Genomic DNA, 21,466 nt, shown 5'->3' on the forward strand with positions numbered 1-21,466 from the left:
CTTTCTGTTTTTCAGCCTTTGACTGCTCCCGCCGTCATTCCAGCTACGATTTTCTTATTAAAGAAAATAAACAAGATAAGCGGCGGAATCGAAATCAATATGACATTGGCAAATAGGTAATGATACGAGGTGCCAAACATTCCCGTGAAGTTATACAGGGTTAACTGAACGGTTGCATTGTCTGCCCCCGGGAAAAAATAGAGCATATTTTCAAAATCGTTATACACCTGAATAGAGGACAATACGATAATGGTGGATGTGACCGGCTTCAGTAACGGAAAAATGATCTGAAAGAATAACCGTAATGGACCGCAGCCGTCTATTAACGCTGCTTCATCAAGCTCTCTAGGAATCGTTGCAACAAAAGCACGGTACAAGATACACGCAAAAGAGAAGCGGAGCGCACCCTCGAGCAGGACAATACCGGGCATCGTTTTGAACAGCCCCAAGGTTTGCAGAACAGAAATAGTAGGAACAATAGCCGGCGGAAGCATTAAACCAATCAGCACCAGGTAATTCAGCTTCTTAGAGAGTCCCTCCCGCCGCGCTAACACAAACGCTGCCATCGAACAGATAATAATTAAAATCAATATCGTAAACAGTGTAATGATGGTGCTGTTGAAGAAAGCTAACAGCAGTCTGCCGTCATTGATAGTCAACACTTCTTTGTAATTTTCCAGCATGTGAAAAGAATTCGGCCAGCTCAAGTTCATCTGAGCTGCTTCTTCAGCCGGTTTCAATGAGTTAATAAACACAAAATAGAAGGGGACGCCGAAAAAAATCACTGCAGCCAGGGTGCCGAGAATTTCGGAAACGAGTATTTTTTTTGGTGTTTTTTTCTGAGAAAACCGGACAGCAGATTTTTGAGCAGCCCCGGCGGAGAGCACCTCTTCCTTATTCTCGTAATGGACACTCATAGATCCACCTCTCTCCGGTTAATAAATTTAAAGACGGGAAACGCGATCAATGCTATAAATAAAAACAAGATAACGTTTCCTGCTGTGGCGAGTCCGTAAAACCCACCGGCATACTGCTTGTAAATGATAGAGGCAAGCACATCGGAACTAAATCCTGGACCGCCGCCGGTCATGGCCCAAACCAGATCAAAATTTCGAAGTCCGTCTATAAGCGCGAGAATAATAACGGTATTCATCGCAGGCCGGGAGAGGGGAAGTGTAATGTGCCAGAATTCCTGAAATGAACTGCCTCCGTCAATCTTTAACGCTTCCCGGTATTCCCACGGAATAGCCATAATCCCAGCAATGAAAATAACAGTTGCAATCCCCACCCCCCGCCAGATATCTGTAAATGCTACCGAAAAAATCGCAAGACTGGGTTCTCCAAGCCAGTTTGGTCCATTGAGTCCAATTTTTGCGAGATTGGAATTGATAATGCCGTCTGTCGGATGCATCATCACGCTGAAGGCAATCCCTATCGCTATTGCACTGATCAGAACAGGGAAAAATACAATAGACCGTAAAAGCCCCCGATTTCTAATCTTTGAACAGAGAAAGACGGCAAACAACAGCCCAAGTACTACTTTTCCTGTGGTAGCGGTGACCGCAAAAAATAGCGTGTTCCGAAACCCTATCCGCAGCGAAGGTTCCTGAAAAAAGTTAATGAAATTTTCAAACCCTATAAATTCCCAGTCGGTCAAGGTCCACCATGTAAAACTGTAGAAAAAAGACATCAAGGTTGGAAAAAGGAAAAACAAAAAGTAAATGATGGCGGCCGGCAAAAGGAAATAATAGGAATACATTTTATTATTCATTGTATTCATAAATCTCTCTCCTTTTGGGAGGAAAAGGGAAAAGAATTATTTTCCCTTTTCTGCTGTGGCTTCCTCCCTTATTTACCATCCATCGATCCCAAGCTGATTGGCCTGCTTTTCTGCATCATCATCATACATTTCCGCTGCTTCTTGAGGTTCCCGGATTCCGGCCCCGACTTCTGATGTAATCTGTGGAAGATTCGCCCCTTTGATCGGGCTTACAAATTCCAGAGCAGGGGCCGTACTGCCTTCGTCAAAATACGGCTGCATCTGCTTGACCGCTTCGAACGCATCGTCAGGCACCTGAATACCATCTACCACAAAGGGACCAATGCTTTTTGCCGCATCGGCATAGATTTCAAGGCCTTCTTTTGAAATGAAGAACTCGACCCATTGTTTTGCAGCTTCCATTTTTTCTGTATTTTTATTGATTAACAGGGCATCCGGCATCCAAACGGTAAATCCATTGATATCTTCCGTATCGTTTGGCTGGGGAAAAACACCGATATCACCGATTGCATCCGGATAGTTTTCTTCCATAATCGGAAGGACCTGGGAAAGCATTGGATAGTGGACCCCTTCTCCGGTAGCAAGCATTTCCATTCCCTGATTATAGGTAGTGGCATTAAAATCTTCGTTAAAAAAGTTTTCTCCTTCCACCCCCAGCTCCCAAATTTTTTCAAAACCTCTCAGGGCGGCAGACGTGTCTGCAAATTTGGCATCCCCGGCTGTATAATTTTCAGCGAATTCCGGCTCTTCTGCCTGAACATTATAAAAATCGGCAAGCAATGGAAGCTGGGCCGTCCAGATTTCGTTATAGGAAGCAATGACAGCCGTTTTTCCGGCGTCTTTGATCATTTGATTGTTTTCCATCAATTGGTCCCATGTCTTGGGAATCTCCAGATCAAGCTCGTCGTACACCTTTTTATTATAGAGCCAGGCGCCGACTTGACTTGAATTAGCAGGCACGCCGTATATTCTTCCGTCTGTTGTTACTGTTTCTTTATACGAGTCATGAACACGGTCCATATTAGGCTCGTCTGTTAGATCCACAAAGTTTTCCGGCGGGTCGATCGTTTGGAGCAGGGCACCTGAATTGAAGAGCACCAAATCAGACATGTCATCTGTTGCCAGCCTGGTTTTTACCACATTCTCCCCTTCTGGTCCTCCAGGACGCTGTTCGATTTCTACGCTGATGTTGTGTTCTTCTTCCACTGCCTCTGCCACCGCTTCAATACCATTTAAATTAGCCGTTTCACTAACAAGCATGGAGAGTGTAACAGAATCATTACCACTGCTTCCCCCAGCATCGTTACCCGAAGCTTCACCTCCTCCGTCTCCTCCACAGCCCGCGAGACTTCCTGCCAACAACCATGAACAAGTTACGGCCATAAGCTCTTTTTTCAATTTTTCCTCCCCCTCATCTAAAAAATGCGCCTATAGTTAAGCGCTTACAAAAGTAAGAGTGTTAAGGTTTACAGGGTTATGCTCTTGGAACGATGTTTCTCTGGTTCTCCCGACCGTTTCCGGACGAGCTCAGACTGCTTCCAGCTGGGTAACTGCTCTCTGACGATAATACCGGGAATGAATCTTTCTAATATTATAGCTGCGTAAATCATCGTAAACTTCATGTCCTGCAGCACTGTATTTATCTTAATATTATGATATTTCTGGAAGATATTCATGGTCATTATGGACAATTTTCCAAAAGTGAAAAACCGCCTGCTGCTTTCCCTTTCAGATTTTATAGCGGATTCAGCCAAAAACAGGTGCTTCTTATAATCCCATGTCCTTTCCGCCGGCTTTTAAATTCTACTGCTGTTTTGACTATTTCTGGATGACATGATAAGATTATGAATAATTACATAAGGAAGTCCACTAGGGGCGCTGTCACAGCTGAGATAAGGAATGTCTTAAATTCCTTGGTCCCTTTGAACCTGCTCTGGTTAGTACCAGCGAAGGGAAGTGGAGCCGGCAAAACCTGTCTTTTTGGGACAGAAAGGCGTATAACGTCTTTTCATCCATATTATCTCCTATGACAGAGCCGCTCCATTTCCGGAGTGGCTCTTTTTTGTGTAATCAAAATCATAGGAAAGCGGGGAAGATATTTATGCGTTTTTCAGAAAAATTACGACAAAAGGCAGACCACATGTTCACATCCTGCTATGATCATCCTTTCATTCAGGGGATCGGAAAAGGCCATTTGGAAAAGGAACAGCTTATTCATTACGTGAAACAGGACTATGAGTACTTAAATGCCATGATTCAGGCCCGGGCGATCGGCATGGCCAAATGCACCACCCGTGAAGATATGGAAATGTTCCATACCGGCATCGGCTTTATTTTAAACAGCGAAATTCATCCGCATCACAATTTATGCGACCAGGCCGGCGTCGGTTATGATGAGCTGCAGGGCTATCCGCTCGCACCCGTGGCCCAGCATTACGCCAAACACATGCTGCATACGGCATATGAAGGAAACCTTGGGGATATTATCGCGGCCACCCTGCCGTGCCCATGGATCTATCTTTATGTAGGAGAGCGGCTCGTTCAGGAATTTGCGCCGGAGGAAACACATCCGTTCTACGGCTGGATTTCCTTTTACGGAAAACAGGAAGAACCACGGATGCAGGAGTATTTGGATAAACTGGATCAGATGGCTGAAACAGCGACCGAAGAAGAATTAAACCGCTGGGAAGAACATTTCATTGATGGCTGCCAGCTGGAATACATGTTTTTTGATATGGCCTATAAAGTAGAAGACTGGCCGTTTGCGGAAGGAAAACAGCCGGAGCGTGCGGAAAAATGAAGCAGAAACGAACCATGAACCTCCGTGAAATTGTTGTAATGGCTTTTATTTCTGCCGTGTTTGGTGTCCTCTATTTGATCTGGATTTTTCTCGGGCAGATGGTGACGGGGGTGCTTGGCCCGGTGGGAGGCGGGCTGATGGCTGGATTCTGGATTATGGCTCCTATTGTCTGTGCCCTCATCATTCAGAAACCGGGAGCTGCCCTGTTCGCTGAATTAATCGCAGCCGGTACCGAAGTTATGGTTGGTTCCGTCAACGCCGGCTCTGTGCTGATCCTCGGGGTCACGCAGGGGCTTGGAGCGGAGATTATTTTTGCGATGTTTCGTTACCGCAGCTTTAAGATGCCTGTGCTTATGCTCGCAGGGATGGCCGGTACATTCGCAAGCTTTGTCACGCAGTTCGCCATGTACGGGTACAGCCAGTATGCTTCAATTGTAGTCTGGCTGATGCTGGGAACCATGCTGTTGAGCGGCATCCTGCTTGCCGGATGGGCGAGTCATTATTTAACCTTTGCTCTCGCCCGCACCGGCGTCCTTCATAACTTTGCCATTGGGAAATCGGAATACCAACGAAATAAGCAGGAGCCTGCATCATGAGTTATATTCAAGCAAAAGAACTCAGCGTCACGTACCCGATGGAAGAGATTCCTGCTCTTCCGCCATTAAATCTCGACATCAGAAAAGGAGAGAAAATCCTGATCCTTGGGCCGAGCGGCAGTGGCAAAAGCACCCTTGCCCTTGCCCTGCAGGGGTTAATCCCAAGAACGATAGAAGCGGAGAAAACAGGCAATGTTTCAGTAGACGGGACCGCTCCGGAAAACTGGGCTATCGCTGAAGCATGCCGTCATATCGGAATTTTATTTCAGGATCCTGACACCCAATTCTGTATGGAAACCGTGGAAGATGAAATTATTTTCGGAATGGAAAATATCGGACTTCCCGTTGGGGAGATGGAGGAAAGACTGAAAGAAGTGCTTAAAATAACCGGACTAGAGCAACGGCGTTTGGAACGGTTAAGCAGTCTATCCGGCGGATTAAAGCAGAAAGCAGCAATCGCCTGCCTGCTCGCCCTTGATTCGGATACGTATGTTCTTGATGAACCAACCGCTAACCTGGACCCGCAGAGTACCGAAGATATTTTACAGTTATGGATCGACATTGCGGACCGTCAAAATAAAACTCTGCTTTTTATTGAGCATAAAATGGAGAGCATTTTGGAAGAGATCGACCGTGTGATTGCGCTGCGAAAAGAGGGCGGCATTCTCGCAGAAGGGCCGCCCCGGGAAATATTTCGTCGGTCTCTTCCGGCCCTTGAAGAGCAGGGCGTATGGGTACCGGAGATCTGCCGCGAAGCTCTGGTACGGGAAGCGGAAGGAAAAATCACCTGGGACCAGCTTCCGCTTAACCTCAAGGAATGGGAAGCGGAATGCAGCCGGCACGGCATCGTAAAAACAAGGATAGAAAATAAAACCCCTGCCCGGCCGGCAATGGACACGATTCCTATACTCGAAGCTTCCGGTCTTTCGTTTTTCTATGATAAAAAACAGGTGCTCCGTGATGTCTGCTTCACCCTGCAGGCCGGGGAATTTGCGGCTCTTGTCGGTGCCAATGGGGCCGGCAAAAGCACCCTGGCCCATATTATATCCGGAATTCACAGCCCCTCCAACGGGACGCTTCTTCGAAAAGGAAAACCGTCGGAAACCTGGCAGCCGGATGACATCATGAAGCAGACCGGGTTTGTCTTCCAGAATCCAGAGCATCAGTTCATCACGGACACGGTCGAAGAAGAACTGACGTATGGATGGCGGATGGCTGGAATGGGGCCAGAAGAGTGGAAAACAGAACTGGAAGAAATGCTGGATCTCTTTCAGCTGCAGGAAAAGCGCAAGGCGAATCCTTTTTCGCTGAGTCAGGGCCAGAAACGCCGACTCTCCGTGGCCACCATGCTCACCAGTGATCAGGAGCTGCTGGTGCTGGATGAGCCGACATTTGGTCAGGATGAAGCAAACACCAATGCACTGATGAACATTTTAAAACGACTTCACCGCCAGGGTAAAACCATTTTAATGATTACCCATGATATGGAACTCGTTGATCAGTACACCGAAAACGTACTGCTGCTCGATCAAGGTACGATCGCCTATGAAGGCAGGACAGCGTCTTTTTTTGAGCAGACAGCCATGCTGCATTGGGCTTCCGTTCAGGCTCCGGTTTCCCGCGAATTGCGGCAGTGGCGGTTCGCATTGGAAAGGCAGGAAGCCCCATGCTAGAACAATATCAAAAGAAGAATCGATTCCTGCAAAAGGTAAACCCCTCCCTGAAACTGGCCGGCGTATTAATGATTATTGCCGTGATGGTGCCCGTGTTTGATCCATGGACCCCTTTGTTTTTGTTTGGCCTGACCGTGCTTCTGATTATTGGACTCGGCGGCGTTTCAATCCGTTTTTTAGGATTGCTTTTACTACCCTTTTTGGTTTTTGCTTTCAGTTTTCTTTGGATTCAGGTCGTGTTTCCCGATGAACGGGGAGAGACCATATTATTTTCCATCGGGAGTATGCCGGTAGCGCTCGAAAATGTGTACACCGGTATCTCTCTCGGCATGCGTGCCCTTGTTTTTGCCTCCTGGTCGCTGTTATTTGTACTGACGACAGATCCCACCCGTTTTATGTTGAGCCTTATCCAGCAGTGCAAGCTGCCTCCCCGGTTCGGATATGGGATGATGGCGGCCTACCGTTTTCTTCCCATGTTCCGGGAAGAACTCCAGCAGATTCGGACCGCTCACCGGATCCGCGGCCTTGGGGAGAAACGGGGATTGAAACAGTTCAAACGGTATTTTATCCCGTTGATGGCCGGCGCCATCCGGAAAGCCGAACGAACCGCAATCGCCATGGAGTCCAAAGGCTTTGACGGCCGGCGCAGCCGCCCCTTTTACCAGCGGATTCACTGGAACCGTTATGACGCCTGTTTCATCGGGTTATTTCTAACTTTATTAGTAGTGGTTTATATTGTCAGAGCGCAATGGCTGGTTTCATAAAAAGATTATTCGACAGGTGACAGGCACCACAAAAAGAGCTGGCTAAACATCCAGCTCTTTTTATCCACTACCTTTTTGTTTTATTACAATAGGTGTCATAGTAATCAATCAACCTCTTCACACCCGTTTCTATCTCTTCCTCTTTAGCCGCAAGCGACAGGCGGACAAATCCCGGTATTGTTTTTCCGAATGTGGAGCCTGGAGCTACTGCTACCTTTTTTGTCTTCAATAAATGTTTTGCTAAACTTTCTCCATCAATTTCTTTATTTTTCATATTTACGAGCATATAAAACGATCCATGTGGAACCTCATGGGCGATACCAGCCTGCCTTTTTAAAAAGGTTGATGCCAGATCCCGCCGCCTTTTATAAGTCGTCCGCATCTCCCTTACGAAGTCTTGCGGGCCGCCCAATGCTGCCTCTCCAGCTTTTTGAGTGATCGAGCTGGCGCATGACACTGTCGGTTCCATCATTTTGCTAATGAGTGCTGTTATATCTTTTGATGCGACCGTATACCCCAGGCGCCATCCAGTCATGGCGTAATTTTTGGAGAAGCTGAAAATGCTGACCACTTTTCCAGTCGTATCGATAGAACTCGGAGAAACATGCTTTTTGTCAAAAATTATTCCATCATATACTTCATCAGAGATAATGTATATTCCATATCTCTCTGCCAACGCCACGATTTCCTTAAGCTTTTCCTTTTCTAATACACTCCCTGCAGGATTTGAAGGAGAGTTGATAATCAATGCTTTTGTTCTCTCTGTAATTCGTTCTTTTATTTCTCCAATATCTGGTATAAATTGATTGGACGCTCGTATAGGGTAACGAATAATAACCGCCCCCTGAGAAAGAATCATTTGTTCATAGTTCGGCCATCCCGGATCCGGTATTAGAACTTCCTCTCCGCTGTCCACTATGCTCTTCAGAGCTAAGGCAAGACCCGTTACAGCTCCGGGAGTTATGATAATTTCATCATTACCGGCAGATATGTTGTATGTTTCCAGATGCCTTGATACAGCCTCTCTTAAAGTAGGTAAGCCCGCGTTTGGAGAATAATAAGAATACCCATCATTAATTGCCTGCTTTGCTGCTTCACGTACATGGGGAGGTATATCTGTTCCCGGCTCCCCAACTTCCAAATGTATGACCCCTTCCATTCCAGAGCTTAACGACATTATTTCTCTAATGCCTGATCTGGGAATGCTTTTAGTCAAAACAGAAAGAGATTTTTTCATAGGCCCTCCCCCTTCTCTTTTTCAAATATTTAAGACAGAACACAGCTTTTCCTCGAAATAAATTGCATGTCGACTTGGTCAGCCAAAATGTTAAAAATCTTCTCTACCTCCTTTCTATGTTATGGGTGATAAGCAATAAAGCTTTCCACAGTATTAGTCAACCGATTGATGATTAAAGTAATAAGTTTTTCTCCCTTTTCCTTGCTTGACAGAGTAGCATCGCCAAATGAACCATCCGCCGTTAGTTCATGAAAATGATATGGGAGTTCTACTTGATTTGGTTTGTTAATTGCAGTTCCGTGCACAGGGAATTGTTTTATTTTCCCAGGGTGCAGTTTGTTGTTTCTCACTATCTCTGGTGCTAAATACATGGCAAACGATGTTTCTATTTCACAAGCATGTCCATAACGTTCTGTCTCAGATTCTTGTGCTATTTCATTTTCAGCTGCGTTCCAATAAAAACAATTGAGAATGCTAACTTTTTCTTCATACCGAAGATAATGCGAAATAGATGTAAGAGCAGCTTGATTTCCTCCATGTCCATTCAAAAACACAAAATACTCTATTCCATGCACTTTCATACTGTGAACATAGTCTATTAACATCGCCTGCATCGTCTGAGGTGATATTGTCATTGTCCCTGCCCATGCCATATGATGATACGAAACCCCAACCGATAGGCTGGGGAGAACTATTCCTTTTCCATTCAACTGTAGGGCAACTCGTTCGGCGACTCGTTCTGCTAAAACCGTATCTGTATTTAACGTCGTGTTGGTACTGTGTTGTTCATTTGACCCAACAGGAATAATGGCCACTTTTACTTTATCTTTTATTATTGTAAATTCATCGGTGCTCATCCATTCTAGATTTACTTGTTTTCGGCTCATTAAAACAATCCTTTCGTCATTTCTGTTTGAACAAACATTCCTTTAAAACAGACTCATCAATATTAGAGCCGCTGGCAATGACGACCGTATTTTTTGTAATCGCAATTTGTTCCTCCATCACGGCAGCAAGAGGGACAGTACCAGAAGCTTCTACTACTAGTTTTCCGGATAAAGCGAACAATTTAACCGCTTCACGTATCGTCTTTTCCTTCACCTTTATGACATCGTCAACCCAGTCATTGATAAAAGAAAGCAAGTACGGCTCCGGCTTTTTGACAGATAGTCCTTCCGCCAGCGTATTGGTTTCGGTCAACGTTTTCATTTCCCCTGTTGTAAAACTTTCATAGTATGCGGCAGAGCCTTCAGCTTGGACTGCAATCACCTGGATGGATGAGTTCAAATTCTTGGCCGCCATAGCAATTCCGGAGACTAGCCCCCCTCCTCCAAGGGGGACAATGATCTGGTCTACCTTTGGAAGCTGTTCGAGCAGTTCAAGGGCAATTGTCCCCTGTCCAGCGACAACATCGGCATCCGCCACAGGATGGACGTATGTGCCGTCCATTTCCTCCGACAGCTCACGAGCATACTGATAAGCCTCATCATAGGTTGCTCCTACCTTATGGACTACTGCTCCAAACGCCTCACATGTATTTATCTTGATTGCTGGAGTCGTTTCTGGAACGACGACATTGGCTTCAGCTCCCTTTACACTGGAAGCATACGACACCCCCATGGCATGATTGCCCGCTGAAGCGGTGACCACCTTGAAAGGCTGCGTCTTCTTTTCAGCAAGTGATGCTATTTTATTAAAGGCCCCCCTCAACTTGAAGGATCCTACTGGAAGCAGGGATTCTGCCTTAATAAAAATGGAGGAACCCAATTCCATATTCAATAGCTCATTCTGTATAAGCGGTGTAGGGCGGGGGATGATTTCAGTTAGTCTTTGTTTTGCTGTTTTGAAATCCGTTAAAGCTACTGTCTCCAAACGTTGTCCATTCATCTTCAAAAGTCCTTTCCTTTATGAACCTTTTATCACTTTCATTATCCGCTTAATATCATGTTCTCCCACTAATGGTATATCCTTTTTCATTTCCGCAGATGCCATATCCTTTAAACCGTGCCCAGTTAATAGGAGTACAATGTGGTCTTCTGCTCTCACTTTGCCTAATTCAACATTATGCTTTAACCCAGCTAAAGCAGCCGCCGCGGATGGTTCCACAAATAGCCCTTCTAAAGAAGCTAATTCATGCTGGGCTTCCAGAATGCCTGCATCCGTTATCGCCATCGCGTTCCCTCCGGATTTCCGGATATGGCTCAAAGTATGGGTCCCGTCTTTAGCGTATCCCTGCAGACCATCCCCAATCCCTCCAGCAATTGTTTTCGGAACAACAACTTCTTGTACCTGATCTTCTTTTCTTTCATATGCTTCTGCGACAGTTGAACAACCTCGGGCTTGAACGCCTATCATCCGGGGAGTGTACTCTCTTTCCCATAAAGAAGCCATCTCCATAAAGCCTTTCCGAGTCCCAACGAGTAGAGGCCCCGCACCAATCGGTACGTAGATCTGATCCGGCCAGTATCCATTCAATTGATCATGCAGTTCAAAAGCAACCCCCTTATCCCCTTCTACTGTGTATGGATTTATAAAAGTGGTGGTAACGTTAAATAAGGATTCGGTTTCTGCCAGGATTTTGGCTAGAGTGAAGCTATTGCTGTAGGGCCCTTTTATTTTAATGACGTTAGCATTCAGAAACATCGATTGAGACACTTTTTCCTGCGGAGTGCTTTCAGGTACCAGGACCACCGCTTCCATTCCCGCTTTAGCTGCAAAAGCTGACACCGCAGCTGCTCCATTACCACTAGAAGCCACGATTAAACGTTTATGGCCGAAATGGATTCCAGCTTTCACCCCCATTGCTACAGGCCTGTCTTTAAAGGAACCGCTAGGATTCATGAACTCTCCTTTTAGATCAATTCTTGCCACTCCTAATTTTTTTTCTAAACATTTAGCTCTGATTAAAGAAGCATTACCTTCTCCCATGAAAACACCCGGAGAAAATGGAAATGGCTGCAGCTCCTGCTTGACAGCATCCCCTGTGCTTGCAGTCACCCTATCAAGATCATATCGAACTTCCAAAATTCCTTTACAATACGGGCAATGATAGTATTCCAAAAGGTTAAAGGAAGAATTGCAAGATGTACAAATCAGTTCGGTTCGTGACATGTCATTCCTCCTTGTTCAAAACGTTTACAGAGATGGGGCACCAAGTTTGTAAAAGTATGGACAGCCCTTATATACTGTTCTTTCTCCACAAATTCGTCCTTAACATGGGCTTGCTCTAATTCACCAGGCCCACATACAATGGTTGGGATTTGTTTATGAAAAGCGAAAAACGGAGCTTCACATGTGGCTCCAAAAACTTTGATAGAAATCGGTTCAGTGTTCACCTGCTGAGATACCCTCTCTAAAGCTTTGACAAATGGGTGTCCCTCAGATATCTGACTTGCTGGAAGAAAGGAATCCGTTTTAAGTTCAAAAGAAAATCCCGTTTCTTCCTGTACTTTACTTAATGACTGAACAATTTCTCCTTTAACCTCCTCTTCCTGTTCACCAGGAAGAAGCCGGCGGTCAAGAACAACGGTACACTCCTCGGGAATAACATTCGCTGCGGTTCCCCCATTAATTTGAGTAATATTTAGTAACGCCGCACCTAACGTTTGATCTTTTCGTTCTTTTATAACATCACTCAAATTTTCTAAAGCTGTTAAAAAAGCCCTCATTTTTACAATGGCATTATCCGGCTGTCGGACAAAAGCGGAATGTCCGGGGGTGCCCTTGGTCTTAACATGAAATCTGGCTACGCCGCGATGGCCGATTGTTATATCCATCCCTGTAGGTTCACTGATTAAAGCATAGTCCGCTGTCAAAGAGTCATCTAGAAATTGTTTCATGCCCTGATTAGTTACTTCTTCATCGACATTGAAAAATAGATGGAGTTCACCGTGAAAAGGACAGCCCGCTTTTTTCAACAGCAATGCAGCCTGAATCATAGCCGCTACACCTGCCTTCATGTCAGCCGCTCCCCGACCGTAAATCTTCCCGTCTTTCAAAGTGGAATGAAAGGGTGGGAAGGTCCATCCATCCCCTGCAGGGACAACGTCGATGTGACCATTAAAAATGATGGAAGGCCCCTTCCCCTTCCCTTTCTCTTTCCCTTTTAATACGGCATAGACATTTGGGCGGTCTGGAGCTGCTTCTTTCAAACACGCTTCTATTCCATTATCATTCAACAGTCGATAAATCCAGGCGGCTGCCTCTGCTTCGGTTTTTCCAGGCCTGTTCTCACTATCAAATCCTATTAACTCTTTTAATATAGAAACCGCTTGTGTTTCATCAAAATTTTCCATCATCCATTTCTTCATAGAATTCACCCCGCGTAATGCCTTCCTCTGGCATTTATTTGATATCGTCTCTCTAAGTTTCCATTTCTAATGCCAAAAATCTCATGGTGAAGATTCGGTACCACACATGCATGATTCGGGATGATTTCAAGAGTATCTCCTATCTGAAGAGATGTTTCTTCAGGATTATATTTTAGAAATCCGTGTTCTTCGTTCAATTTAACAATGTTTATGCCTGGGCGGTTGATGACTTTTCCATACTGTTTTCCCCGTAGCGGGTCATCTGTGGTCATTGTCTTAGATCCCGCATCCATTGTTGCGTGACCCCAATAAGGGATACTTACCACTTGCGAAATGATGGTTAAAGCACACTCGTCTGTCGTAACAACTCCAGAGTGGACTGCATTCATATCATAAAAGATGTAGTTTCCTGCTCTTGATTCTGTGATGCCATCCAACTCCTCGGATAAATGGGAAGAGATAGTAGAGCCGGCAGATAATGTGCCTATGAAAATTCCATTGTTTTCTAATCTCTCTTTTTCTTTCAATAATAACTGGGCTTCTGTTCTAGCACTCACCTTCATGTCTTCTTTTTCTTTCCCATAAATATCCCCATTATAGGTAAACAGACCTTTTAAATTTAGACCGGGCAAGGTTTGAAGATAAGAAGCGAAACGCTGAACGTCCTGTCCTGGCTGAACTCCCTCTCTATGACCACCTCCATCTATATCAAGAAGTACACAGATGGGGACTTGGAGAGCTTCTCCTAGCTTCGATAAATCTTCAGCCCCTTTTTCGCTCTCCACTATTGTCGTAAATTGAAAAGAAGAGTCTTTAAGTATATCTTTTAAGTAGTCCAGCTTAGCTTTTCCTATAATGGGATAAGCGAGAAGAATATCTTTTATCCCTGCCCTTGCCATAATCTCGACTTCATACAAAGTGGCACAGGATATTCCTTCTGCTCCTTTTTCTATCTGTAAATCCGCAAAGTCAATACTTTTATGAGGCTTGATATGAGGTCTATGTGAAATACCGAACTTATTTAGCTGGCTGACCATATTATCGATATTTTTTTCCATTTGATCTAAATTAATTTTTATATAAGGAGTTGCGATCTGCATAAATTAGTCACCTCTGTTTCATTAATGCTATTTCAATTTATTAACCCAGGGATCCACATCGTAAGCTGCGGAATATAAGTCACTAATAATACAACAGCTAATCCCGCCACCAAATAGGGCCATAAATCTTTTAACGTTTCCTCGATTTCTACTTTAGCTAAATGAATCGAAATAAATAATGTTGTTCCTACCGGCGGAGTGAACAACCCCAATGCAAGGGTACTTAGCATAACTATAGAAAATTGGATGGGGTCCATTCCAAGCCCGATTGCCAAAGGAAAAAAAACTGGGATTAGAATAAATAGATTCGGCACCAAATCCATGACCATTCCAAATAAAAGCATGATTAGAACCATAACAAATAATAATCCCCACGCTGGCAGTCCAAAACCAAGTAATAAATCAGAAATTAATTGAGGAATTCCCTCGCGGATCAGTACCCACGTGAACATACTTGCCGTGCAGACAATCATCATAATAACGGTAGTGGAATAAACACTTTCTCTCAATGCCCTAATTAACCCATTCCAATTCAGGGAGCGATATACCATTAAAGCAATAACAAACGCGTAAACTGCTGATAAAGCCGCTGCTTCTGTCGCTGTAGCTATGCCCAGTACAATAACGGAAATTAAAAATAATGGTAAAAGCAAAGCCCAAAATGCTCTTACTATACTCCCAGCCAGTTCTTTGAGAGTGGGCCGGGGTTCGCTCGGATACCCTCGTTTCATTGAAATTAAAACGGTAACTACAAGATAAGTAAGCCCTATCAACACACCTGGTATAATACCTGCTAAAAACATTTGAGCTACTGATAAATTTGTCAGCCATGCAATAATAATCATGGTACTGCTCGGCGGGATAATGATCCCTACTACCGAACTAGAAGCATTTATCGAAGCAGCAAAGGAAGAATGATAGCCTTTTTGTTTCATTTCTGGAATGAGGATACTTCCTACAGAAGCAGCATCCGCTACAGACGATCCTGAAACACCAGCCATCCCCATACTTGTGACAACGGATACGCATCCTAGTCCACCAGGCAGCTGTCGAACCATAGCATTTGCTAAATCAATGATACGGCGCGCTATTCCTCCATGAACCATTAAATTCCCTGCCAATATAAAAAAGGGGACTGCCAAAAAAGCAAAAGACTGTGTTTCTGAGAAAAATTGTTGAGCCATTGTCGAAAGCGGAATTCCTTCCACCACCACATATAAAAGAGCGGCTCCTCCCATAGCAAAAGCAATTGGTACACTGAAAGCTATCATGAGGAAGAAACTAATGATCATAATCCAAATCATTTGTTTCCCCCCTCTTTTCCTCTTCACTTGTTATTTCATCAAAAATCTGGAATAAAAGAACAATCCCCATTCCCAGAAAAGATACTGTGACAGATCCATAGAGCCAGCCTCTGGAAATTCCTAATATGGGATGGGCTTGATTCATTACGCTCTCGACCAATCCATAGCTTGAAATGACCATATAAATGGAAAAAAATAGCATAATAAGCTTTGTTATCACATTGACCACCTTCTGCAAAAAAGCTGGGAGTTTATTACGAAAATAATTAACTCTAATGTGATCGTTGTTTTGAGTAACTGCGATGGCTGCAAAAAAGATCATCCACGGGAAGATCATAGCTGTCAAACCGGACGTCACATTTGAAGGGGAGCTGAAAACATAACGCATAATTACTTCTCCAAATACAACTATTGTAAGAATAACGAGCAGAATGTTAGAGGTTGTGGTTAATATTCGGTCCAACATTAGAGCAGGGCGTCTTTTTGAAATTAATTTCTCTGTCATTTTGATCCCTCGTTTAGCAGGAACTGCCCTGCCAATGAACAATAAATTCATACAGGGCAGTTCACTAAAATTAATTTTCTTCCCGGTACTCTTCAATAAAGTCCTGAGTTTTATTTATAAAATCTTGATCCACCGTTTCACTAAATTCAGAATAATCAATCGCTTCTTTAAATGGCTGCATATCAGGTTCAGTTATCTCTTCGAACTCCCCTTCGAGAGTGCTTCTCATCTCTTCATCAACTTCTTGAGTGAACTCTCTGGAAGCATCCCGGGCCTCCTCTGCTGCTGTCTGAACAACTTCCTGCAGTTCAGGGTCAAGTTCCTCCCAAAGCGGAAGATTCATTATGAAATTGACATGATAGTAAAAGTGATTGGTCATAGCCAAGTAATCCTGAACTTCATGGAAGTTATTTTCATAAATAGCATCCAACGGGTTAAATTGACCGTCAATCACTCCCTGCTGAAGCCCTAGATAAACCTCAGTGAACGCCATCGTAGTAGTCGAAGCCCCCAGTTGTTCAAATGTGCTGATAGAAGTCGGTTCTTCCGGACTGCGAATTTGGATGCCCTCCAAGTCTGACGGTTCATTTATGGGTCTTACATTATTAGTGATTTGAGCAAATCCTAAGTCCGTGTGGGAGAGAATTTTATAGTCAGCTTCTTCTGCGAGAGACTTTAACTCATCGCCAATGGGGCCATCTAAGACTGCATAAGCCTCATCAAAGTTTTCCACCATAAATGGCAATTGTAAAACGGCGTATTCTGGAATAATATTTTGCATAGATCCTCCACCAGCTAATTGAAAATCCAATGCTCCAGTCTGAATTTGTTCAAGCATTTCCTGCTCTGAACCCAGACTTTCAGCAGGCTGAATATTAACAGTGACATTTCCGTTCGTTTCTTCTTCCACAATTTCTTTAAATCGTTCAGCAGCAACATCTCGGACAGAATCTTCAGGTGTATTAAAACCAATGGTCCATTCGTATGATTCTCCGTTATATCCTTCCTCGCTTGCATCTCCCCCCTCTTCTTCAGAATTAGAATCCATTTCTTCTGCAGAAGATTCACTACCCGTCTCATCATTTTCCCCTCCACACGCTGTCAAAAAAAGAATCATAGAGAAAACAGCGATACTACATTTCCAAAGGTTTTTCATACTACCATCCCCTTTTAAAAATATTGACCTACGAACCAATATAAATCATATTTTTCTAAATAATCTGATATTTAATAATTTATTATGTTCAATTTTGTATTTTAATTTATTACTTCAACAATCATTTCTATTTCAACTGGTGTGTTAAATGGGAGTTCATTACATGCCACCGCAGATCTAGCATGTTTTCCTTTTTCACCTAAGATTTCCACCAAAAATTTCGACGCCCCGTCGAGTACATATGGCTGTTCAACAAACCCATCTGTTGAGTTGACAAATCCTAATATTTTCACAACCTGCTTGATTTTATCCAGATCACCTATTTCTTCTTTAATAACAGATAAACAATTAATAACTCCCTGCTTAGCAGCTTCTTGTCCTTCCTCGACACTGACATCCTTTCCAAGCTTTCCTTCAAACATTAACTTCCCATTTACTCTGCAGTCTTGTCCAGATGTATAAACATAGTCCCCAAACTGTTTCGTAGCAACATAGCTGAATTTAGGAGTATTAGGCTGTGGCAGTTCAACTTCTAATTCCTGCATTTTTTCTTCAACCTTAGACATTTTTGCTCCCCCCTTGAATTTTCAAAATTATTTAAAATTAATACAAATTTATTTTATATCTTAAAAAAATATTTGTCAATGTCAAAAAATAATAAATTTTAAGCAATTTTTTTATAAAAAAAGCGCCCGCCTATAACAGCAGGGCTTTTTAACATAATTTTCAGTTTTTAATGATTACTAAAAGAATAGAAGGGTTAAATTTGATTATTTTCCTCCAAACTTCTTGCCTCTTCTAAATAATTATATATGGTGAATTTTGAAATGCCTAAGAAAGTTGCTACCCGATTCATAGAGCGTTTAACGGTAAATACACCCTTTTGATCTAGAAACCTTAAAACCTTCATTTTGTCTTCTTTTTGCATATATGGTATAGGTTTTCCTACCATATTAATGGCCTCTTCTAACAAATTTTCGATAACCTCATTAATATCACCGGCAAAGGTTTCATCTACTTCTTGGTCGGTTTTTATAAAATCATTCAAGACATGGGATACAAGTAAGAATTCAGAAATATCATAATTAATGCATATAGAACCCATTATTTCTCCATCATCATTTCTAAGATAGATGGAAGAAGATTTTAGAACTTTCCCATCCTGAGTTCTAGCTCGATAATTCAACATGTTCCCTTCTTTAGGCGGATGTTCTTTCATTATTTCTAAACCCAGGTTTGTACTGGAATCTCCAACTTTTCTTCCAGTCACGTGACCATTTTCAATAGCTACAATAGAATGTTCAAGCTCTCGAGTATCATGTAAAACCACTTCACAATTTGGCCCTAAAGCTTGAGCTATAGGTTTGATTAAGGGTTTTAGAACGGAACACATTTCATCAAAATTTTTCATAAATAAGATCCTCTCCACGACATTTTATTTTATAGCAATTATACAATATTTCAACTATATTTTTATAGATATTTAAAAAATTTTTAAATACTCCATACAAGAGCATCCTTCAGCATAAAAAATCCCATCATGATATCATGACGGGATTAAACTATTTTTGATCATTTTCTTATCCTACTGCAATTTATTTTTCCTTCTCCACTGCTGCCGAATCAGATTCATTCAGGCTGACGATAGCTGGAATGAATAAGGGCAGGATGACAAGACCAAAGAGCATCAGGCCGGTCACCACCACGGTACCTACCTGCATAAGAGTCAGTACGCCGGATGGAATCATCGCGCCAAAGGTACCGGAGAGAATGATGGCAGCGGTGATGATGACCGTCCCCATTTTTACCATTGCTTTCATCAGTCCTTCGCGCACGCCGAGTTTTGATTCTTCGCGATACCGGTCAAACAGGAAAATCGAGTAGTCCACGCCGAGAGCGACGAGCATAACGAAGGCGAAAAACGGAACCGGCCACATCATGCCGGGATAACCAAGGGCGTTCACAAAGACCATCTCTGCCACTCCCATGGCGGTGAAATAGGTCAACAGCAATCCTCCAAGGATAAAGACCGGCTGGAAGATCGAGCGCAGCAAAATCGCCAGGATAACGAAGAGTCCGATTAAAATAATGATAATCGTGTTTGTGAAATCTTCGGAAGAAATATCCTGTAAATCTGCATTTGTCCCGGGCACACCGCTATAAGTAAAAGTATCATCTTCGAGCGGTGTGCCGGCTGTTTCCTGGTCCACGATTTCTTTTACCTGCTCGACAGCATCAATAGCTTCCAGTGAATAAGGATCTTTCTTCAGACTGACTTCCATCGTCATACCGGTTTCACCGCCGAATGCATATTGATCGACGCCTTCCTGAAAATCTTCATTTTCGAGGAGGTCATCCGGGACATATACGCCGGTTCCCCGGATATAGGAAGCTTCAGAAGCTTCAGCCGTATACGTTTCTGCTTCTTCCAACCCTGATTCGATATCTTCCAGACCATTGATGGCATCCTGCACGCCGTTAGTCAGCTCATCGAGACCAGCTGCAAGCTCATTGGCCTGTGCTTCCTGCTGATTGCTCAGCTGCTGACTGCCCTGCTGCAAGCCGTTCTGGACCTCAGTCAACCCCTGCTGCACGCCTGCCAGCTGCTGAACCGCGGTCTGCGTATTGCCGGTCTGCTGAAGCTGTTGAGATATCCCGCTTACTTGATTATTGATGTTTTCTATATTAGCAGCGGCCTCGTTCAGGGAACCTCCGGGGCCCCGGGTACCCTGGACCTGGCTGTTCATCTCCTGCAGCCCATCCCGTACATCGCCCAATCCATTTCGCACGTCCGCTAATCCATCCTGGGCCTCTGTTATACCGGAAGAGACTTCTTCCAGCTGCGTATCGACATACATATCCTCCAGCACAGAACCAGTCGGGCGGGTTATGCCGCGGACTTCCTCCACTACGTCCGAACGTTCCAGCGTATCAGCCAGCGCTTCGGAGGCTGCCAGTTTTTCTTTCGTGACGATATCATCCTCAGAATCAATAACAATCTCAAGCGGCAGAGCATCCCCCATACCGAAGGCATTCTCAATAACCCGCAATCCTTCCACCGATTCAGCACCAGCGCTTATTTCATCCGTATTATTATACGAAACATCATTATCGTAGGTTAGGATAAAAGGCAGGGTTACCACGGCCACAACAATAATTGAAACAATCGGACGGAATACGGAGATCCGCCCCATCGCCCCCCACAGTTTATTATCATGATGGGCGGCTCCTTTTTTCGCCGGCCAGAATAATTTTTCTTTTAACGTCGCCATGAAAAAAGGAATAAGGGTGTATAACACAAGAAGCAGGACTACAATGCCGACGGCAACTCCCACGGCCGACTGAAAAATAGCAAAGTCGGCAAAACCGATGGCCGCAAAACCGACAAAGACCGCAAGCCCGCTGTAAAACAATGTCTTTCCTGCTGTTTTATACGTCGTAACGACCGCATCAGAAACGTCCTGCCCGGCAGACAGCTCTTCTTTATAGCGGCTGAGCAGCAGAATACAGTAATCCGTTCCTATCCCGAATAACACAGCCACAAGAAAAATCTGAGTGTACGTCGAGAGCGGAAAACCAAAGGTGTCTGCCAGAAACGCAATGATAGACTGGCTGAGCAGGTATGTCACTGCCACAGAAATAAGCGGCACAAACGGCGTGACCACCGCCCGGAATACAAAAAGCAGTAATGCAAAAATGAGGGCGACCGTGATTCCTTCTGTCCGTTCCAGCCCTTCCTGTGTTGTTTCATCCACATCATTACTGATTATTGCATCCCCTGTGACGTAACGATCCATTCCTTCGGGGGTTGAAAGGGCCTCTATCTTTTCTCCAGCCTGAACGGCTTCCTCTTCCCCTCCATTTACAGAAATCGGAACAAGCACCACGTCTTGATCTTCGGAAATTAATTGATCCCTGATTTCTTCCCGTTCAAACGGAGACGTCACATCCTCAATGTGTTCATCTGCTGATCTGATGTCTTTGAGAAAAGAGGTGATGTTCTGCTCCGATTCACCGGATAAAGGCTCTTCCATATCCAGGACAAGGCTGATGGTTTCCGCTCCTTCTCCTGCTTCATCGAGAACTTCTTTTGCCTGCTGGGAGGTCATATCCTCCGGCAGTTGAAAACTATCTTCTTCTTCCGCAAGGTTGGATAAATCCGGTGACCATATAAACATTACTGCGGTAACTGCGATCAATGTGATTGCAATCACCCAGCGGAATCGTAATATCGTACGCAT

General features: G+C 44.0%; 19 protein-coding genes and 1 riboswitch. Of the genes, 4 read left to right on the forward strand and 15 right to left on the reverse strand.

Translation table 11 applies throughout. From position 1 onward, the window contains the following. Positions 1-11: 11 nt before the first annotated feature. The 3 genes from G475_RS0100750 to G475_RS0100760 form a co-directional block, all read right to left on the reverse strand. Positions 12-917: a carbohydrate ABC transporter permease gene (locus tag G475_RS0100750; protein ID WP_084413928.1), complete on the reverse strand. Its 906-nt coding sequence runs from the start codon at positions 915-917 to the stop codon at positions 12-14. After that, complete coding sequence (locus G475_RS0100755) at positions 914-1,780, reverse strand: carbohydrate ABC transporter permease (protein WP_026699621.1); 867 nt, start codon at positions 1,778-1,780, stop codon at positions 914-916. The genes G475_RS0100750 and G475_RS0100755 overlap by 4 nt, the downstream gene beginning before the upstream one ends. A gap of 72 nt (positions 1,781-1,852) precedes the next feature. Beyond that, on the reverse strand, positions 1,853-3,178 hold the full coding sequence (locus tag G475_RS0100760) for an ABC transporter substrate-binding protein (protein WP_026699622.1): 1,326 nt from the start codon (positions 3,176-3,178) through the stop codon (positions 1,853-1,855). Positions 3,179-3,641: 463 nt separating this feature from the next. After that, a riboswitch (TPP riboswitch) is annotated at positions 3,642-3,752 on the forward strand. Between the two features lie 129 nt (positions 3,753-3,881). Here G475_RS0100760 and tenA point away from each other — a divergent pair. The 4 genes from tenA to G475_RS0100785 are packed head-to-tail and all read left to right on the forward strand — an operon-like array spanning position 3,882 to position 7,613. Then, entirely contained in the window at positions 3,882-4,580 is a 699-nt protein-coding gene (gene tenA, locus G475_RS0100770) for a thiaminase II (protein ID WP_026699624.1), read from the forward strand. Next, positions 4,577-5,176 (forward strand): ECF transporter S component, encoded by a 600-nt coding sequence (locus tag G475_RS0100775; RefSeq protein ID WP_051302011.1) that lies wholly within the window; start codon positions 4,577-4,579, stop codon positions 5,174-5,176. Before tenA ends, G475_RS0100775 begins: the two co-directional genes overlap by 4 nt. Beyond that, positions 5,173-6,849, forward strand: a complete 1,677-nt coding sequence (locus G475_RS23900) for an ABC transporter ATP-binding protein (RefSeq protein WP_051302012.1) — start codon at positions 5,173-5,175, stop codon at positions 6,847-6,849. Before G475_RS0100775 ends, G475_RS23900 begins: the two co-directional genes overlap by 4 nt. Continuing rightward, entirely contained in the window at positions 6,843-7,613 is a 771-nt protein-coding gene (locus G475_RS0100785) for an energy-coupling factor transporter transmembrane component T family protein (RefSeq protein ID WP_026699626.1), read from the forward strand. The genes G475_RS23900 and G475_RS0100785 overlap by 7 nt, the downstream gene beginning before the upstream one ends. Before the next feature lie 67 nt (positions 7,614-7,680). On the opposite strand, the gene G475_RS0100790 is transcribed toward G475_RS0100785, so the two are convergent. The 12 genes from G475_RS0100790 to G475_RS0100850 all read right to left on the reverse strand — a co-directional run bounded on the left by G475_RS0100790 (position 7,681) and on the right by G475_RS0100850 (position 21,466). Further along, positions 7,681-8,850 carry a pyridoxal phosphate-dependent aminotransferase gene (locus G475_RS0100790; RefSeq protein WP_035709735.1) on the reverse strand — a complete coding sequence of 390 codons (1,170 nt, stop codon included), beginning with the start codon at positions 8,848-8,850 and terminating at the stop codon, positions 7,681-7,683. 119 nt (positions 8,851-8,969) lie between these two features. After that, on the reverse strand, positions 8,970-9,737 hold the full coding sequence (locus G475_RS0100795) for a creatininase family protein (protein WP_035709738.1): 768 nt from the start codon (positions 9,735-9,737) through the stop codon (positions 8,970-8,972). Positions 9,738-9,753: 16 nt separating this feature from the next. Beyond that, positions 9,754-10,737 carry a threonine ammonia-lyase gene (locus tag G475_RS23905; protein ID WP_051302014.1) on the reverse strand — a complete coding sequence of 328 codons (984 nt, stop codon included), beginning with the start codon at positions 10,735-10,737 and terminating at the stop codon, positions 9,754-9,756. An 18-nt stretch (positions 10,738-10,755) separates the two neighbouring features. Further along, entirely contained in the window at positions 10,756-11,961 is a 1,206-nt protein-coding gene (gene thrC / locus G475_RS23910; protein WP_051302015.1) for a threonine synthase, read from the reverse strand. Further along, entirely contained in the window at positions 11,943-13,160 is a 1,218-nt protein-coding gene (locus G475_RS23915; RefSeq protein ID WP_156911592.1) for a M20 family metallopeptidase, read from the reverse strand. Before G475_RS23915 ends, thrC begins: the two co-directional genes overlap by 19 nt. Positions 13,161-13,165: 5 nt before the next feature. Next, positions 13,166-14,260, reverse strand: coding sequence for an alanine racemase (locus G475_RS0100815; RefSeq protein ID WP_026699629.1), 1,095 nt, complete (start codon positions 14,258-14,260; stop codon positions 13,166-13,168). A gap of 32 nt (positions 14,261-14,292) precedes the next feature. Further along, on the reverse strand, positions 14,293-15,564 hold the full coding sequence (locus G475_RS0100820) for a TRAP transporter large permease (RefSeq protein ID WP_026699630.1): 1,272 nt from the start codon (positions 15,562-15,564) through the stop codon (positions 14,293-14,295). Further along, positions 15,542-16,069 carry a TRAP transporter small permease gene (locus G475_RS0100825; protein WP_051302018.1) on the reverse strand — a complete coding sequence of 176 codons (528 nt, stop codon included), beginning with the start codon at positions 16,067-16,069 and terminating at the stop codon, positions 15,542-15,544. The genes G475_RS0100820 and G475_RS0100825 overlap by 23 nt, the downstream gene beginning before the upstream one ends. A 70-nt stretch (positions 16,070-16,139) precedes the next feature. After that, positions 16,140-17,225 carry a TRAP transporter substrate-binding protein gene (locus tag G475_RS0100830; protein WP_026699632.1) on the reverse strand — a complete coding sequence of 362 codons (1,086 nt, stop codon included), beginning with the start codon at positions 17,223-17,225 and terminating at the stop codon, positions 16,140-16,142. 101 nt (positions 17,226-17,326) lie between these two features. After that, positions 17,327-17,791, reverse strand: coding sequence for a RidA family protein (locus tag G475_RS0100835; protein ID WP_026699633.1), 465 nt, complete (start codon positions 17,789-17,791; stop codon positions 17,327-17,329). A gap of 194 nt (positions 17,792-17,985) precedes the next feature. Then, the gene (locus tag G475_RS0100840; protein ID WP_026699634.1) at positions 17,986-18,636 is read right to left on the reverse strand and encodes a helix-turn-helix transcriptional regulator; all 651 of its coding nucleotides are present in this window, start codon (positions 18,634-18,636) and stop codon (positions 17,986-17,988) included. Between the two features lie 184 nt (positions 18,637-18,820). Continuing rightward, positions 18,821-21,466 carry an MMPL family transporter gene (locus G475_RS0100850; protein WP_026699635.1) on the reverse strand — a complete coding sequence of 882 codons (2,646 nt, stop codon included), beginning with the start codon at positions 21,464-21,466 and terminating at the stop codon, positions 18,821-18,823.

It is taken from the genome of Salibacterium aidingense DSM 18341, assembly GCF_000429685.1.
In the GTDB taxonomy this organism is placed as follows: Bacteria; Bacillota; Bacilli; order Bacillales; family Marinococcaceae; genus Salibacterium; species Salibacterium aidingense.